Source organism: Candidatus Eisenbacteria bacterium (assembly GCA_020847735.1).
GTDB lineage: Bacteria > Eisenbacteria > RBG-16-71-46 > RBG-16-71-46 > RBG-16-71-46 > CAIXRL01.
Genome location: JADLBL010000006.1, coordinates 109,231 through 126,210, shown reverse-complemented (window position 1 = coordinate 126,210; position 16,980 = coordinate 109,231). Strand labels below are relative to the sequence as shown.

The window sequence follows — 16,980 nt, the reverse complement described above, 5'->3', positions numbered from 1 at the left end:
CCGCCGACCATGACGAAGCCATCGCGTCCCCGCGTGCTCAAGCACTGCCCCGAGGGGCACCTCATGGAAGTGCTCTGGCGCACCTGCCCGAAGTGCACGGGACAGCCGCCGCTCATGCAGCCGGAGCCCAGGGACTTCGCCGAGGCCACCCGGATCATCGAGCCGGCGGTCGTCGCGGCGGCGATCGAGCCCGAACCGGCAAGGCCGCTGGCCTGGTCGCTCCTCGTGACCGACGGGATCCTGCCCGGCAAACGCATCGAGCTCGAGGGCAGGGGCGTCCGGGTGGGGCGCTCGCCGAACCGCGCGGGCGGACAGGAGCCGCTGGAGCTGCCCGACACCCACCTCTCGCGGGATCACTTCGCGGTCGTGCCCGACGGCGAAGGCTGGACGATCCACGACCTCGGCTCGACCAACGGCACCAAGGTGAACGGCGAGAAGGTGAATCGCCGGCAACTGCAGGCCGGCGACGAGATCCACGCCGGCCACACCACCTTCCGGGTCGAGCAGGGCGGGGGCGGATGATCCGGCTGCGCATTCGCGAGGGCGAGCGCACGCGGGACGTCGAACTGGAGGCCGTGCGGGTGCGATTCGGGCGCCTGCCCGAATGCGAAGTCCGCCTCGAGTCCGCCGGGGTGTCTCGCGAGCACGCCGAACTCGCCGGCGAGCGCGGGGGCTGGCGCGTGCGCGACCTCGGCAGCCGCAACGGCACGCGGGTCAACGGCGAGAAGATCGAGGATCGCGTCGTCGTCGAGGGCGACGAAATCTCGCTCGCCGAGGACGTGACGATCGAGGTGCTGCGCCTCGGCGGCCGGACCGCGGAGGACGCGGCCGCGCCCCGGGCGGAAGCCGGGGCCGAGGACGCCGGCGAACCCGAGCCCGCCGCGCGGCGGCCGGCGGCGGCGCCCGGGTTCCTGCGCCGCGAGAAGTGGCGGCTGGTCCCCGCGTCCGGCGACGGCGAGGCCCTCGCGCTGCGGCGGCCGATCACGACCTTCGGACGCGAGCCGGGCGTCGGCGGCGTGATCGATCACGCCAGCGTCTCACGCGTGCACGCCCGCGCCGACGCGCGCGAGGGCGGCTGGCTGCTCACCGATCTCAAGAGCTCGAACGGCACCTTCGTCAACGACGAACGCGTGCTGTGCACCCCGGTCCGGGAGGGCGACCGCGTGCGCTTCGGCGACATCGAGTACGTGCTCGAACGCCGCGTGGGCTTCGACCCCGGCGCCCTCTTCGGCAACTGGCGCCTCGTCCTGATCATCCTCGCGGTGCTGCTCGCCGCCGCGTGGGGCGTGAGCTTCGTCCTCGAGCACGAGCAGACGAGCCGCGTCGAGCAGTCGTTCCGCCACGAGGCCGCCGCGAGCCTCGCCGAGGCGGCGCGGGAAGCGGGCGCGGGCTCGGCCGACGTGGCGCGCGGTCATCTCGCGCACGCCGCCGACCTCGTGAAGCTGGCCGGGCTGGCTCCCGCGGGCGCGACGCTCGATCGGCCGCACGATCTGTTCGCCGAAGTGCTGCCGGACCTGCCGCCGGAAGCGCGGGACTTCGATTTCGCCTCGCTCACGAGCGGTCAGGCGCTCGCCAGCGAGCAGGCCTCGGTCGAAGCGCTCGACAACCCGCGCTTCGTGGAGCACGAGCTGCGCCGCTACTGCGCCGAACTGGGGCAGGACCCGAACCTGCCGCCCGAGTTCGTGGCGCAGGTGCAGGGCTACGTGGACGGTTTCATGCGCAGCCCGGGCGACATTCGCCTGATGCTGCGCCGCGCCCGCACGCTGCAGCCGCGCATCCGGGCGCTCCTCGCCGAGCAGCACCTTCCCGAAGCGGTCGCCTACGTCGCCTGGGTCGAGAGCAGGCTCGACTCGATGCAGGTGAGCCCCGCCGGCGCGGTCGGGCTGTGGCAGTTGATGCCGGCGACCGCCCGTGAGCGTGGCCTGAAGGTCAACACCGACATCCTGGCCCGCGACGAGCGGACCCGGGTGGACAAGTCCACGCGCGCGGCGGCACGCTACCTGGCGGAGATGCTTCGCGACCAGGGCCCCGAGTACTTCATGCTGGTGCTGGCTTCGTACAATCGCGGGCACAACGCCCTCAAGGCGCTCAAGCAGAAGATCGACGATCCCATGCTCGGCTCGACGCGGAAGTACTGGTACCTCGTCGAGCGCCGGATGCTCACGGAGGAGACCCGGATGTACGTGCCGAAGGTGTTCGCCATCCGCATCATCGCCGAGAATCCGCGGCGGTTCGGGTTCTGAGCCGCATGCGTGCCCCCCGCCGGCTCCCGGCGCTGTTCCTCGCCGCCCTGCTGCTCGCCGTGCCGGGCTCCGCCGCCCCGGCGGCGCCGACGCGCGTTTCGATCGACTACGTGCGGGTGACCGGCGGAGGCGAGCACGAGCTGGTCGTCCGCGTCCAGGACGACGACGGCGCACCGGTCGAAGGGCTCGAGCGCGAACTCGGCGTGACGCTGGATGGGCACGGCGTGGGGGAGACGCGCACCCGATACTCCGGCGATGCCGGTCCGCGCACGCTGGTCGTGGTCGTGGACGCGACGCTGCTCCGCGGCGAAGGGGCCTCGGTGGTGGACGACGCGCTGCGGGCGGTCGCGCGCGAGCTCGCGTCCGAGGACCGCATCGTGGTCGTGCTCGCCGGCGAGAAGCCGGTGGTGAAGGAGTGGAGCGCGCGCGAGATGTCGCAGGCGGGCGACCGGCTGGCTTCGATCGCGGCGGCGGGAGGCCCGAGGCTCTTCGACGCCCTCAAGGCGGGCGCCAACCGGGCCGCCGGACGGCGGCGCGACGGCTCGGGCGCGATGCTGGTGGTGACCCGGGGCGCCGACCACGGCAGCCGCTCGGGCGCCAGCGACGTGCTCGCCGCGGCGCTGCGCGGCGGCGTGACCTCGATCGGCATCGTCGCGGTTTCCGGCGGCGGGCAGGGCGGCGAGCAGCAGCTCGAGCGGCTCGCCGCCCGCACCGGAGGCACGGTGTGGAACGCCACGCCGGGCTCGCCGCTGCCGCCGTCGCTGGGCGCCGAGGTGCGCGCGCTGCTCGACCGCTACGAGATCACCTTCCGCGACGCCCGCTGGAAGCGCGACGAGACCACCCACCAGCTCGAGGCGCGCGTCGGTGACGCGACCGATGCGCCGAGCGGCACGCGTTCCTACCAGCCGATCGAGGTCTTCGAGCCGGCCTGGTGGGCGACCGGCGCGATCTGGATCGTGCTGTTCGCGCTCGCCATCGTCGCCGCCGTCGTCCTGCTCGGACGCCGGCGCAGGCAGGTCTGCCTGCTCGTCGTCCAGGGCGGCGAAGAGGACGGACAGTGGTACGAAGTGTTCGAGCTGCCGCTGCGGCTCGGCTCGAGCCGGGAGAACGACATCGTCATCGTGCGCGAAGGCATTTCACGAAACCATTGCCTGCTGCAGCGCGAGGGCGGGTCGGTCGTGCTCGTGGACACCAACTCGGAGTTCGGAACGTTCGTGAACGGCGCCCGCGTCGCGCGGCACGCGCTGGAGGAGGACGACGTCATCCGGCTGGGGCACGACGTGGAACTGGCGTACGAAGGGCGCTGACACCCAGGACCCGGGCGCAATCACCCGTTGCGCGAGAGGGGCCCGCCGAAGCATGCTGGTCCGCTGACGGGGTGGCTCACGGCCGCCCGCGGCGACGAGCGACGAGAGGAACGCTGACGACATGGCGATGAACAAGGACTTCGGCCCGTTCGAGCTGAAGGAAAAGATCGGCAGCGGCGGCATGGCGTCCGTGTATCTCGCCGTGCAGAAGTCGCTGCAGCGGCCGGTCGTGCTCAAGGTGCTCTATCCGCACCTCGCCGAGGACGAGAAGCTCGTGCAGCGCTTCGAGCGCGAGGCGCGCGCCGCGGCGATGATGCGCCACGAGAACATCATCCAGGTCATCGACTGCGGCCGGCAGGACGACGTCGCCTACATCTGCATGGAGTTCGTCGAGGGCATGGACCTCAAGAAGTGGCTCGAGGCCCACGGCACCCCGCCGATCGAGATGGCGCTGCTCATGATGCGCGACGTCTGCCGCGGCCTCGAGCACGCGCACGGACACCGCATCATCCACCGCGACATCAAGCCGGCGAACATCATGCTGACGCCGGACGGCACCATCAAGATCATGGACTTCGGCCTCGCGCGCAGCGGCACCGAGACGAGCACGCAGATGACCATGGTCGGCTCGGTGCTGGGGACGCCCGCCTACATGTCGCCCGAGCAGGCGACGGGCGAGGTCGTGGACGAGCGCTCGGACATCTTCTCGGCGGGCGTGGTCGCCTACGAGCTGCTGGGCGGCACCCGGCCGTTCCCGGGCGATTCCTACTCGACGGTGCTGCGCGCGATCCTGACCGTGGACCCGCCCGAGCTGTCGAGCTTCAACCCGCTGGTGCCCGAGGACGTCGCCGCGATCGTGCGCAAGATGCTCGCGAAGGACGTGACCAAGCGTTACGCGACCATCACGCAGGCGCGCGAGGAGCTGGAAGGCATCATCGAGCAGCTCGGCCTGCTGCGCGGCAAGGACCTGCTCAAGGAGTACGCGAGCCAGCCCGAGGCCGTCGGGCAGAAGTGGCGCCAGAAGCGCCTGTCGCGCCATCTCGACCAGGGCCTGTACTTCGAGAACATGGGGCTCGGCAAGATTGACGACGCGCTGCTCGAGTTCCGCCGCGTGCTGCATCTGGATCCGAACAACGCGGTCGCGCGCGACCACCTGAAGAAGCTCGAGCGCGAGCGCGAAAAGCTGGTCGCGAGCCAGCCCAAGGGCGCGCCCGTCGCGCCGGGCACGGTGGACGACGGCGCGACGATGGTCATGACGCCCGAGGAGGCCGCCGCGCAGGCGGCCGCCCCGAAGCCCGCGCCGACCGCGTCGGCCGCGAAGTCCGAATCCAGGGCGCCCGCCCCGGCGCCCGCGAAGTCCGACGCGAAGGCCCCCTCGCCGGCCGCCGCGAAGCCCGACGCGAAGGGTTCTTCCCGGCCGCCGGCGTCCGGCGCACCGGCCAGGCCCGCGGCCGCACCGCAGCCCGCGGGCGCGAAGAAGGGCGGCCTGCCGATGCCGGCACTCGTCGGCATCATCGTCGGCGTGATCGTGGTCGCCGTCGCCGCCATTTTCGTGCTCGGGCGGCAGCCGGGTGCCGGCACGCCCGAGACGCCAGGGACGGAAGCGCCGCTGGCGACGAGCACCGAGACTCCGCAGGTCGAGACCCCGCCAGCGGTCGAGACGCCGCCCGCCACGTCGGCGCCCGCCGTGCCGGTCGCGCCCGTGCTGACTCCGGCGCAGGTCGAGTCGGTGAAGACGCACGCCTCGCGCCTCAGGGCGGTGCGGGACTCGATCGCCGCGGCGAAGGCCGCCGCCAAAGCCGCGCTCGCGAGCGCCGCGCCGGCGGTGACGCCACCCGAGGCGGGCGACGCCACGGTGATCGTGACCGCCTCGCCGTTCGCCAACTTCACCGTGGACGGGCAGCCGAAGTCGCAGAACGCCCGGTCCTGGCGGGGCAAGCTCGCGCCGGGCAAGCACACGGTCCGCATCGAGCACCCGACGCTCGGAAAGCAGGAGTGGTCGCTCGACCTCGCGGCGGGCGAGACGAAGGAACTTGCCTACGACTTCCTCGCGGCCGCCTCCGGCACCATCAGCGTGACCTCGGAGGGCGGCTGGGCGGAGATCTACCTCGACGGTGACAAGGTCGGCCACGCGACGCCGTGGGTGATCACCGGCGTCCTGCCCGGCAGGCACGAGATCACGCTGGTGCGCGACGGCTGGACGGTGGATGGCGGCGCCAAGACGGTGACCGTCAAGGCGGGACAGGAGGCGAAGGTCTCGTTCAAGGTGAAGCAGAAGAAGTAGCCCGACTTACCGGCGCCGCGAGCCCCCCGCTCCCGGCGAAACTCGCTTCAGGCAAGGAGGCTCCGATGCGATCCCTGGTTTGGAAGCTCGTGCTCGCGGCACTGACGCTGGCGCTCGTCGCCTCGCCGATGCCCGGCACATCGACGGCGTGGGCCGCGGCCCCCGCCCTCGAGGAAGCGCAGGCGCTCTACGACGGCGCGAACTTCGCGGACGCGATCACGAAGCTCCGCCAGTCGCTCGCCTCCGGCGGACTCGCAGGCAGGGACGCCATCGCGGCGCGCGCGCTGATGGCGCGCTGCCTCGTCAAGTCGGGCAAGCGCCTCGAGGCCAAGCAGGCCTTCAAGTTCGTCCTCCGGCAGGAGCCGGGCTGGCGCCCCGACGCCAGCGTCGGGCCCGACGAGGTCGAGGTCTTCGAGCTGGCGCAGAAGGAGCTGACTGCCGAGCAGATCGAAGCGGGCAAGCGCATTCCTGCGAGCCTGTCGTTCTCGTTCGGCTCGGGCAACGGCGACAACAAGGACATGGCGGAGATCGCCGTGCCCGGCGGCGGCAAGGACAAGTACTCGGTCAAGCCCCAGATCGGCGGCTCGGTGCGCTTCCCGGTCGCGCAGAAGTGGTCGCTCGAGCTGGAGCTGCAGCGGCTGCGCGCCACGAATCGCGATTCCAACGCGCCGCCGAACGACACGCGCTTCGAGCTCACCGCCTACCCGCTCTCGCTGAGCGTCTACTACACGGCCTACACGCAGCGCTGGGTGCGGGCGAACCTGTTCGCGGGCGGCGGGCTGCTGTCGTCGGCGATCTCGAAGATCGAGTTCGGCGACTTCGGCGGCACGCCCCTGACCGTGTCCGGGCAGAAGAACGGAACCTACTTCCACGGCGGGCTCGAAGCCGAGCTGCTGGTCCATCCGCGCGTCGCGATCGCCGGCCGCGTCATGGGCCGCGCCGCCAGGGCCGAGAAGGTGCTGGACGAGTTCGATTTCGACGCCTACGGCGTGGCGACGCTCAAGAACCGCTCGATTGATTTCTCCGGCTTCTCCGCGACCCTCGGGCTTCGCGCCTACATCGGCTACTGATCCGCCGGCCGGGCCCACGGGCTGCCGGCCGCGCAGGGAGGCAATGCAATGAATCGCAGGATGCTCTTCGGATCGGGGACGGCGCGCGCGCTCGCAGGGGCGATCTTCGTCCTCCTCGCGGCGGTGATTTCGATCGCGCCGCGAACCGCGTTCGCGCAGGCGGCTCCGGTCGCACAGGCGCAGCAGCAGTACGACGCCGGCAACTTCGCCGACGCGCTGACCACGCTTCAGAACGCGCTCGCGAGCGGCACGGTGACCGGCAGCGACGCGCTCGCCGCCCGCCAGCTGCTGGGGCGCTGCCAGGCGAAGGTGGGCGACGTCGCCGCGGCGCGGAAGACGTTCCTCCAGATCCTCCGCGAGGATCCGCAGTACCGACTCGACGACGTCACGACTCCGCCGGACGAGATCGCCGTGTTCCGCGAGGCGCTGCGCACGTTCGAGGCCGAGCAGGCGCAGGCCGGCCGGCGGATTCCGGCGAGCCTCTCGGGCTTCTACGGGCTGGGTTCGGGCAGCAACGAGGATTTCGGCGAATACGTCGCGGTGGGTGGCGGCGACAAGAAGTTCGAGAACAAGCCGTTCTTCGGACTCGGCGTGCGTTTTCCGCTCGCGCCGCGCTGGTCGCTCGACCTCGAGCTGCAGCGCTTCCGGGCGACGAACGAGGACTCGGTCTCCGGTTCGGCGAAGGCGACCTACGAGCTGACCGCGACCCCCATGGTCGTGAGCGTGATCTACCTGCTCAAGGACACCGGCAAGCTGCGGGTCAACGCGTTCGCGGGCGGCGGCCCGATGCTGAACTCCTACGCCGCCGACAAGTTCCTGTTCTTCGGCTCGATCGCGATCAAGGTGACCGACACCAAGGTCGGCACCTACTTCCACGGAGGGCTCGAGGGCGAGTACCTGCTCCATCCGAAGCTGTCGGTGACCGGCCGGGCGCTGGTCCGTTCGGCGAAGGCCACGAACATGTACAAGGGATCGACCTTCTCCCAGTACGGCGGCCCGGTCACGATCGGCGACCGCGATCTGGACTTTTCCGGGTTCGGCGTGACGCTGGGGCTGCGCGGCTACATCGGGTACTGATCCGCATCGCCGTCGAGGCGGGCCGCTCCCTCGCGGGGGCGGCCCGCCGCATTTGACCTGTTGCGCGGCCGGCGGCCGCTGCCCTACGGTGGCCGGTATCGAGGCCGAACGCCGTCACGTTTCGCAGCCCGGAGGAGACGCCATGGACGATCGTCGCCGACCGCTGATGCAGCTGGTCGCGGTCCTGCTGCTCACCGCGCAACTCGCGAACGCCGCGCCGGCGCTGGCCGCGCCCGCTCCGGCGGCGGCAGGCTCGAGCGCGGCTTCGGCTTCGAGCCTCGTGATCCGCGCCCAGGGCTTCTACCGCGAGGCACGCTACGACGAGGCCATCGGTCTGCTCGCGGGTCCCGTCCTGCGCAAGGAGCTGAGCGGACAGACGCTGATCGACGCGCGGCTCGTGCTTGCCCGCTGCTACGTGAAGAAGGGCATCCTGCCGCGGGCGAAGACGCACTTCGAGGCGATCCTCGCGCTCGATCCGGCCTTCACCCTCGACCGCACGCGCGCCGACGCCGACGAGATCGCCGTGTTCAACGAGGTGAAGGGGGTCGTCGCGCCTCCGGCCGCGACCAGGCCGCAGACGCCGGTCAAGCCGGCGAGCCCGGGCAAGGAACCGCCGGCGAAGGCGCCCGCGACCGAGCCGGCCACCCCGCAGCTGCACAAGCCGGTCACCGAGGCGCCCGCCGGGCAGAAGGAAAGCTGGCTCAAGCGGAACAAGTACCTGGCGATCGGGCTGATCGTCGGCGGCGGCGTCGCGATCGGAGTCGCCGCGGGCGGCGGCGGGGGCGGAGGCTCGACGCCTCCCGGCCCGCAGGCCCTGCCCGGCTTCCCGGGAGTCCCGGCGCGCCCCTGACGACGGCGGTTCACGGCCGGCGCCCGCGCTCTCACGAGGCGTGATGCACGCTCCGGGTATCCGCCGTGTCGGGTTCCGCACGCCGATGGCCGCGTTTCTGACAAGGCCCGCACATGCGCGTGCGGTCGCTGCTCCAAGCCCTTGACCTTGAACGAGTCACCGGCCTAATCTCGCGACTCCATGCGCACATCCCACGATCGGATTTCGCGGGTCGGCCTCCCCGCGATCGCGCTCGCCTGCGTCCTCGCGGGCCCCGCCCTCGCGGGCGTTCCGCTGCCGTTCCTCGGCGGCGGCGGCAAGGTGAAGGTCACCATCACCGCGGCGGCCAACTCCAACAACTGCGGTGGCGACGCCGCCTCGGCGCTCAAGGTGCGTGTCTTCGCCGTCGCCGACGAGGCCGGCATCCGCACCGTGCTCAACAACAAGGGCCTGTCGTGGAGCAAGCAGATCGAGGCCGCGGGCGCCAACGTGCTCGGCAAGCCGGTCGAGGACTTCGTCGCCCCCGGAACCAGCAAGACCCTCGTGATCGCCCGCGACCCGAAGGCCAAGGTCATCGTGGTCGAAGGCAACTACTGCAAGAAGGCGGGCGCCGACTGGTATTTCGTCCACCCGGCGAAGAAGAAGTCCCTCAAGCTGACGTCGGGCGCCATGGGGTTCACGCTCACAACGGGGAAGTGACGCGATGGCCGAGCCGTCGAAGGACGCGAACGCGCAGGGACTGGGCGTCGTCTGGCAGGAAGGCATGCTGCTCTCGCCGCAGCACTTCCAGCAGATGGAGCGCGCGAACCACCAGCGGCTGACCCAGCGATTCCGCTTCAGCGAGCCCTTCGGGCACGGCCTGCGCTCGTTCACGCTCGACGACCAGGCGCTCCTGCACGGGCGCTTCAGCCTGATCCGCGCCTCGGGCGTGTTTCCCGACGGCACCTCGTTCGACACCGAGGCCGGAGACCCGCTTCCGACGCCGCGCGACATCGGCAAGTGGTTCGACGGTCAGCACGACCGGCTGCTGGTTTCGCTCGGCCTGCCGGTGCAGCGCCCCGGGCAGGCGCTGTCGGCCGAAACCGCCGGCGACGCGATTCCGGGCCCGCGCTACACGCGCCAGAACACCGTGCTCGCCGACGACCTCGTCGAGGGCGTGGATCGCGAACTGGCGCTGGCGCGACGCAACCTCGTGCTGCTGCTGCCCGACGAGGCGCTCTCGCAGCACGACGTGGTTCCGCTCGGCGAGGTGGTGCGCAGCTCGACCGGCTTCGCGATGCGCGAACCCTTCGGCGGAGCGGCCGACCCCTACATCCCGCCGGTCATCGCGCTCGAGGGCTCGCGCTCGCTGCACGCGCAGGTGCGGCGCATGCTGAACCTGCTGCTCGACCGCAGCCGCGAGCTGAGCGAACTGCGCACCAACCGCGGCGGAGTCGCGGAGTTCGGCCGCAGCGACACCGCGAACTTCTGGCAGCTGCACAGCGTGAACACCTACGTGCCGCTGCTGCGGCACTACGTGGACAACCCGCGCGTCCATCCGGAGGCCGTGTTCCTCGCGCTGACGACGCTGGCGGGCGAGCTGTGCACGTTCAACACCAAGATCTCGGCGCGCGAGCTGCCGGTCTACGAGCACGGCGCGCTCGGGACCTGCTTCGGTCAGCTGTGCCGGACGCTCGAGGAGCTGCTGCAGGAGAACATCCCGACCCGCGGCAAGCGCATCGAGCTGATCGCCAAGCCGGGCCCGATCCACGTCGGCGCGCTCAGCGAGCCCAAGCTGCTCGAGCCGCGCGCGCGGCTGTTCCTCGGCGTCTCGCACCCCGAGATGGACCGCCAGCAGGTCATCGCCACGTTCGCGCTGCGTGCGGTCGTCGCCTCAGAGCGCACCGTGCTCGGGCTGATGGCGGCGGCGCTGCCGGGCCTCAAGCTCCAGCCTCCGGCTCCGGTCCCGGCGGGCACGCCCAACCACAACTCGTACGACTACTTCGAGCTCGACCGCCAGCACGACCTGTGGCGCGACATCGCGGCCGCCCGGGACGTCGCCGTCTACCTGCCGCCCGAGTTCGCGAGCGCGAAGCTCGACCTCGTCGGCATCTGGGAGTAGCCGTGTTCGGACAACGGGGTCCCAAGAACCGCGGCCCGAAGAAGCGTGCGACCCGGTCGCAGTTCGAGGCGGACGCCTCCTCGCCGGGCATCTTCGAGACCGTCATCCGCGTCGCCTCGGGCGCGCCCAAGGCCGGCGGTCCGGCCGGCAAGCCCGACCGCCGTCCGCGCCTGGTGGACCTGGCGATCGAGCCGCTGGCCCTGCTGCACTCGGCGTTCGCGCCCGGCGCGCCGCTCGACGCGGCGCGCGTGCGGGAGCGCTGGCTGGCCCAGCGCGCCGCCTTCGAGGCGGCCGCGAAGGAGCACGGCCACCGCGAGAACGACGTGAAGCTGTCGGTGTACGCGCTGTCGGTGGCGCTCGACGAGGCGGTCATGAGCCACCCGGACAAGATCGGAGCCTGGCTGCAGGCGGGCGCGCTGCAGCTCGAGTTCCACGAGCAGCGCGAGCTGGTCGGCGGGCAGCGTTTCTTCCAGCGGCTCGAGGAACTGCGCAAGACGCGCGACGCCTCGATCGAGGCGATCGAGGTGTACGACGCGTGCCTGGCGCTCGGCTACCGCGGACGCTACGTCGCCGATCCGGCCGGGCGCGACGCGCTGGTCACGGCGCTGCAGACCGACATCACCGCCGTGCGCGGCGAAGCTCCGGCCTCGATTTCGCCGAACGCCCGGCGCACCGACGACGAGACGGGCGAGACGCTCAAGAAGCTGCCGCCCTGGCTCGCACCGGCGGTGCTCGCCGGAGCGGTGCTGCTGAGCTGGCTGACGGTCGTGCTCATCACCTTCCTGCACGCGCGCGGCGTCGCCGGCGCGCTGTCGAGGCTGTGAGCGTGATCCTGAGCCGGTACACCAATCCGCGCTTCGTCGCGCTCGCGGCGCTCGGGGTCGTCATCGCGCTCGGTTTCTTCCTGCGCAGGCACCTCGTTCTGTTCCTGGTGCTGACGCTGGTCATCGCGCTCATCGTGCTGGCGCTGGTGCTGTGGCGAATGATGGTCGAGCTCAAGACCGCCAAGGCCGGCAAGGAGATCCAGGGCGACCTCGACCGGCAGGTCGAGGAGGAAATCCAGAAGTCCACCTTCGGCCAGGACGTCGCGGTCCGGAACGTGAAGGCCGAGTGGGACCAGGCGATGGCCGAGTTCCGCAAGTCGCCGGTCGGAAAGCGGCTCGGTGATCGCGCGCTGGCTCAACTGCCGATGTACTTCGTCATCGGCCCCGAGGGTGCGGGCAAGAGCGCGCTCATCGAGGAGTCGGGACTGACGAGCGTGCTGCGCGACGCGCAGGGCCGGCCCAAGGCGGTGCGGGGCGTCGGCGGCGGACGCGACTTCAGCTGGTGGTTCACCGAGCAGGCGTTCCTGCTCGACATGTCCGGACGGACGCTCAAGCGCTCGCAGTTCGACGACACCGACGACTGGGTGGCGTTCCTCAGGTCGCTCCAGCGGCAGCGGCCCGAGCGGCCGATCAACGGCGTCGTGATCACCGTGCCGGTGCACGAGGTGGCCGGCGGCGCGAAGGAGAAGGTGGACCCGCTCGCGGTCACGCTGCGCGAAAGGCTTCGTGACCTCGGCCACCACCTCGGCATGGAGTTCCCGGTCTACGTGGTGTTCACCCATTGCGACCGCATCGCCGGGTTCGCCGAGACGTTCGAGGGCTTCGGCGACGAGCAGGCGGAGCAGGCCTGGGGCGCGACCGTGTCGTTCGCCAAGTCGCGCGAGACCGCGGCCGAGTCGCTGTTCGAGGCGGAGTTCGGCACGCTCGTCGCCACGCTCGGCACGCTGCGCACCGAGCGCGTGCACGCGCTCGCCGACGACGCGCAGCGCATGCGGGCGCTGGCGTTCCCGGCGCAGATCGAGAGCCTGCGGCCGGACCTTCAGCATTTCATCCAGCAGGTCTTCCACAAGGGCAAGGGCCCGGCCGAGGGCGGGCTCTTCCGCGGGTTCTACTTCGTCTGCTCGAAGGTCGGTGGCGAGACCGTGGACCGCGTCATCGGAGCCGCCGCCGAGTCCGCCGGGTTGCCGCCCCGGCTCGAGGCCCCGACTCCCGAGGTCGCACGGCGCGCGTGGTTCACGACCGGCCTGTGGCGGCGGATCGTGCTGAAGGACGCGATGCTGGCCTCGGCGAGCCAGTGGGCGCGGACGGCGGCCCAGCGCAAGCGCTGGATGCTGCTCGGCGGCGTCGGCGGCGCCTACCTGCTGCTCACGCTGCTGTTCGTGATCCTCGCGGTCAACGTCGCCCGGCCCGTGCGCGACGCCGCCAGCGCGGCCCGGACGCTGGCCGACCTCGGCGACGACTTCGTGCCGCGGCAGGCGCTCGGGCGGCTCGACGCCATGCGCGTGGCGCTCGAGAAGCTGGAGGACAACCGCGCGCACAAGACGTTCGGCATGCGGCTCGGCGCCTACGCCGGCGACGGCGTGGTGGACGCCGCACGGGAGCTGTACGTGCGGCGCGCGGAGCAGTACCTGCTCCAGCCCATCGCGAAGGAGGTTCGCGACACGCTCGAGGCGCAACTCGCCAGCGACCAGTCGAGGTTCGCCAACCTCTTCTACCAGTACCAGGCCTACCGCCTGCTCTCGGACCCGCACTCGACGGTCGAGCCCTCGGATTCGGTCGTGTTCGGCAAGGTCGTCGTCACCATGCTGCGCCCCGAGCTCGAGCGCGTCTCGGACGATTCGCTGCGCTACTACGCGGCGCTGGCGCGCGCGCAGGCGCGTTGCCTCGCCGATCATGGCGAGCCCAAGCGGCGCTTCGGCGACTTCGACGAAGGGCTGGCCGCCCGCGCGATCGCGACGCTGCAGCGGCGCTGGAACGAATGGCCGACGCTGTACGACGACATGATCGCCGACGCGAACGAGGCCATCGACGGGCTGACCGTGAAGCGCATCCTCGCCGACGCGAAGAAGAAGCAGGAGCTGTTCGTGGATACGGGAACGCTTCCGGGCGCCTACACGCGCGCGGGCTGGGAGGGTTTCGTCCGCCCGCGGCTCGCGGTCATGCAGCATGCCGTGCGGCGCGAGAAGGACCCCGAGCTGCAGGCGCAGCTCGGCGCTGCCGTGAGCGGCCTGACCGCCGAGCTGGGCAAGCGCTACGCCGACGACTACGTGAACGCGTGGGTGACGTTCCTCACGGGGCTCAAGGGCCGCCCGCAGGGCAGCAAGGGCCGCGCCTCGCTGCAGCGCGAGGCGTCGTTCGATTCCGAGATCGAGGCCGTGCTCCGCCGCGTGCGCACCGAGACGCAGCTCGAGGGCGAGCCGCGCGAGATCGCCTCCGTGCGCGAGCGTTTCGGATTGTTCGACATCTGGCTCTCGCCGCCGAAACGCGAAGGTTTCGCCGCGTTCAAGTCCAAGGTGCCGTTCCTGCGCAGCGACCTCGACCGCTCACCGGAGGAGGACTTCCGCGCCCGCCTCGCCGCCGCGGCGAAGGCGAAGGACAAGCAGGGCATTGACGGCGGCATGTACAAGAACGTCACGATCGTGGCGCTCGACTTCACCGATCCGGCGAGCGCTCCCTGGCGCAAGACCGACCCGGGGGTCGCCCGGGCGCTGCGCGCCGTGCTGACCATCATGAAGCCGTTCAATGTCGGCGGTGGCGGCGGCGGCTCGATCGCGGCTGGTGGCGGCGGAGGCGGCGGTGGCGGCGCCACCGACCCGGGCGACCCGGTGGCCTTCGCGCAGGACTGGCAGGCGCAGGTCGTCGCGCCGTTCGCGTCCATGGCCGGCGACTATCCGTTCAACGCCGGCGGCAGCGACGTCAAGATCAGCGAGTTCTCGAACTACTTCAAGCCCGGCGGCGGACTCGATCAGGTCTACAACACGCACCTGAAGAACCGCGTGAGCCGCGAGGGCCAGGAGATCGGGCAGCAGATCGCGGGCACCACTCCGGCGATGCGCGCGTGGGTGAAGAAGGCGTTCGCGATCCAGGACGCGTTCTTCAGCAGCGGCCCCGAAGCGAAGCTGATGTTCGACGTGAAATCCAAGGCCGACCAGCTCAAGCCTGCGGGCGCGCTGCGCTCGATCACCTGGCTCGTCGGCACGACGTCGTTCTTCTACGAGATGGGCGACGACCTTCCGGTGACGCTCACCTGGTCGGCGGAGAACGCCGGGCAGGGCTCGTCGGTCGGCGCCGACGTCAACGGCACGCCCGTGGACGGCCCGAAGGCCGAGGGCGAATGGGGACTTTTCCGCGTGCTCGACAAAGCGTCGCTCAGCCCGACGGCCGGCGACCACGTGCGCGCGACCTGGAGATTCGGCACCGTCACCATGGTGGTCGAGATCATCCCGAAGACGAACGTTCACCCGTTCGTCTCCGGTTTCCTGCGGCTCGGTCCGCCGCCCCCGGCCGGGGGCAACTGACCGCGTCGCAAGCCGCTTCGGGTTTTCGAACCGCGGTGCCGGCAGGGCCGGCCCCGCAGAAATGCCGTTGCCCCGCATCTCCCTGAACGACTAGGTTTTGCGCCGCACCTGCGGCGTCTTCACCCGATCGATCCGGAGGCCGTGAGCGTGGAAGTTCTCGAACTCGGCAGGAAGCCAATCTCGGACGCGGCGCCCACCGGGGTGCCGAGCCGCGACGACCCGGCGTACGAGGCGCTCGCGACCGAATTCCGCAAGCTGGAGCTTCCCGAGCTTCCCGCGGTGGACTGGCCCGGTGCGGTCAAGCTCGCGAGCGACATCCTCGGCGGCAAGTCGAAGGACGTGATGGCGGGCGTCTACCTGGCCATGGCGCTTTTCGAGTCGCGCGGCTACGAGGGCCTGGCCGACGGCGTGACCGTCCTGCACGACATGCTGTCGAGCTACTGGGACACGATGCACCCCGAGCGCGTCCGCCCGAGGCAGACCGCGTTCCAGTACCTCGGGGACCGCGGCGGCAAGCGGGTCGGCCAGCGCGGGCCCGAGGGCGCGAGCCGCGAAACGCTGCAGCGCATCGTGGACACCGTCGGGAAGATCGACGCGCTGCTCTCCGAGAAGCTCGAGGGCGGCTCGGGGCTGCTCTCCGAGCTGACGCGCGAGCTGCGCGACGTGCTGAACCAGACCTCGGCGCCGCCGCCGCCACCCGCGGCGTCCAGCGCACCGGCCGCCGCGTCGTCGTTTTCGGCGCCGGCGGTCTCGGCGCCCTCGTCGGTGGGCAGCGAGGCCGATTTCGACGCGGCGGTCGCCGCCATCCGCCCGGCGCTGCGCGCGCTCGGCGAGTTCAAGCGCTCGGCGAACCCGCGCGACCCGATGGCCTACCGGCTGCCTCGCATCGCCCTATGGATGGCGATCAAGCAGTCGCCGCCCGCGACCGGAGGGCAGACGTCGATTCCGGCGCCGCAGCCGCCCGATTCGCTCGCGAAGCTCGAGGGCAAGCTCGCCGCGCAGCAGTGGGCGGGCGTGCTCGAGGAGACCGAGAGCCGCATGGCGAACGCGGTCTTCTGGCTCGACCTGCACTACTGCGCCTACAGCGCCCTGCGCGGCATGGGCGCCGACTTCCTCCCGGCCTCGGACGCGGTGGCGGCCGAGGTGCGCGGGTTGCTCCAGCGCCTGCCCGAGCTGCCCGATCTTTCGTTCGCGGGCGGTGTGCCGCTGGCGAGCGAGGCGACGCGCGCCTGGATTCGCGAGACCGTGATGGCCGCCCCGGGCGGCGGCGCGAAGTCCTCCGGCGGGCTGATGCTGTCCGCCGAAGGCGGCGAGCCCGAAGGGCTCTCCGAAGCGCGCGACGAAGCCGCGGCGCTGGTCGCGGGCGGCAAGCTCGGCGACGCGGTGCGCCGCTTCGAGACCGGTGCGGCGCGGGCGATCAAGGCGCGCGAACGCGCGGCGTGGAAGGTCGCGGTCGCGCGGGTGTGCGCCGACGCCGGCCGGCACGACGTGGCGCTCGCGCAGCTCGAGGCGCTGCAGGACGACCTGCACTCCACGACGCTCGAGGCCTGGGATCCCGAGCTCGCCTCGCAGATGCTCCGCCTGCAGCTCTCCGCCCGGCAGAAGGCCGTGCCGGCGGGCGCGGGCGCCGAGGAACAGCAGAAGACGCGCGAATTGCTCCGACGCCTCGCCCGACTGGACGCGGCGGCGGCCCTGGAGTTCCAACGCCCGGCGCAGTGAAGCCCGCG

The 16,980-nt window shown here is 71.5% G+C and carries 12 protein-coding genes; all 12 read left to right on the top strand.

Features of this window, described 5'->3' with window-relative positions; all coding sequences use genetic code 11:
• Positions 1-9: 9 nt before the first annotated feature.
• The 12 genes from IT347_03035 (at position 10) to tssA (ending at position 16,972) form a co-directional block, all read left to right on the top strand.
• Entirely contained in the window at positions 10-522 is a 513-nt protein-coding gene (locus tag IT347_03035) for an FHA domain-containing protein (GenBank protein ID MCC6348550.1), read from the top strand.
• Entirely contained in the window at positions 519-2,243 is a 1,725-nt protein-coding gene (locus tag IT347_03030) for an FHA domain-containing protein (GenBank protein MCC6348549.1), read from the top strand. The genes IT347_03035 and IT347_03030 overlap by 4 nt, the downstream gene beginning before the upstream one ends.
• Before the next feature lie 5 nt (positions 2,244-2,248).
• Complete coding sequence (locus tag IT347_03025; GenBank protein ID MCC6348548.1) at positions 2,249-3,550, top strand: FHA domain-containing protein; 1,302 nt, start codon at positions 2,249-2,251, stop codon at positions 3,548-3,550.
• 121 nt (positions 3,551-3,671) lie between these two features.
• Positions 3,672-5,834, top strand: coding sequence for a protein kinase (locus IT347_03020; protein MCC6348547.1), 2,163 nt, complete (start codon positions 3,672-3,674; stop codon positions 5,832-5,834).
• Positions 5,835-5,899: 65 nt separating this feature from the next.
• On the top strand, positions 5,900-6,904 hold the full coding sequence (locus IT347_03015) for a hypothetical protein (protein ID MCC6348546.1): 1,005 nt from the start codon (positions 5,900-5,902) through the stop codon (positions 6,902-6,904).
• Positions 6,905-6,952: 48 nt separating this feature from the next.
• Positions 6,953-7,981, top strand: a complete 1,029-nt coding sequence (locus tag IT347_03010) for a tetratricopeptide repeat protein (GenBank protein MCC6348545.1) — start codon at positions 6,953-6,955, stop codon at positions 7,979-7,981.
• 142 nt (positions 7,982-8,123) lie between these two features.
• Entirely contained in the window at positions 8,124-8,831 is a 708-nt protein-coding gene (locus tag IT347_03005) for a hypothetical protein (GenBank protein MCC6348544.1), read from the top strand.
• A gap of 180 nt (positions 8,832-9,011) precedes the next feature.
• A complete protein-coding gene (locus IT347_03000) occupies positions 9,012-9,509 on the top strand; it encodes a type VI secretion lipoprotein TssJ (GenBank protein ID MCC6348543.1) in 498 nt (165 codons plus the stop codon).
• Between the two features lie 4 nt (positions 9,510-9,513).
• Complete coding sequence (tssK, locus tag IT347_02995) at positions 9,514-10,911, top strand: type VI secretion system baseplate subunit TssK (GenBank protein ID MCC6348542.1); 1,398 nt, start codon at positions 9,514-9,516, stop codon at positions 10,909-10,911.
• A 2-nt stretch (positions 10,912-10,913) separates the two neighbouring features.
• On the top strand, positions 10,914-11,735 hold the full coding sequence (locus IT347_02990) for a DotU family type IV/VI secretion system protein (protein MCC6348541.1): 822 nt from the start codon (positions 10,914-10,916) through the stop codon (positions 11,733-11,735).
• Positions 11,736-11,737: 2 nt separating this feature from the next.
• The gene (gene tssM / locus IT347_02985; GenBank protein ID MCC6348540.1) at positions 11,738-15,253 is read left to right on the top strand and encodes a type VI secretion system membrane subunit TssM; all 3,516 of its coding nucleotides are present in this window, start codon (positions 11,738-11,740) and stop codon (positions 15,251-15,253) included.
• A 141-nt stretch (positions 15,254-15,394) separates the two neighbouring features.
• A complete protein-coding gene (gene tssA / locus IT347_02980; protein ID MCC6348539.1) occupies positions 15,395-16,972 on the top strand; it encodes a type VI secretion system protein TssA in 1,578 nt (525 codons plus the stop codon).
• The last annotated feature ends 8 nt before the right edge of the window (positions 16,973-16,980 follow it).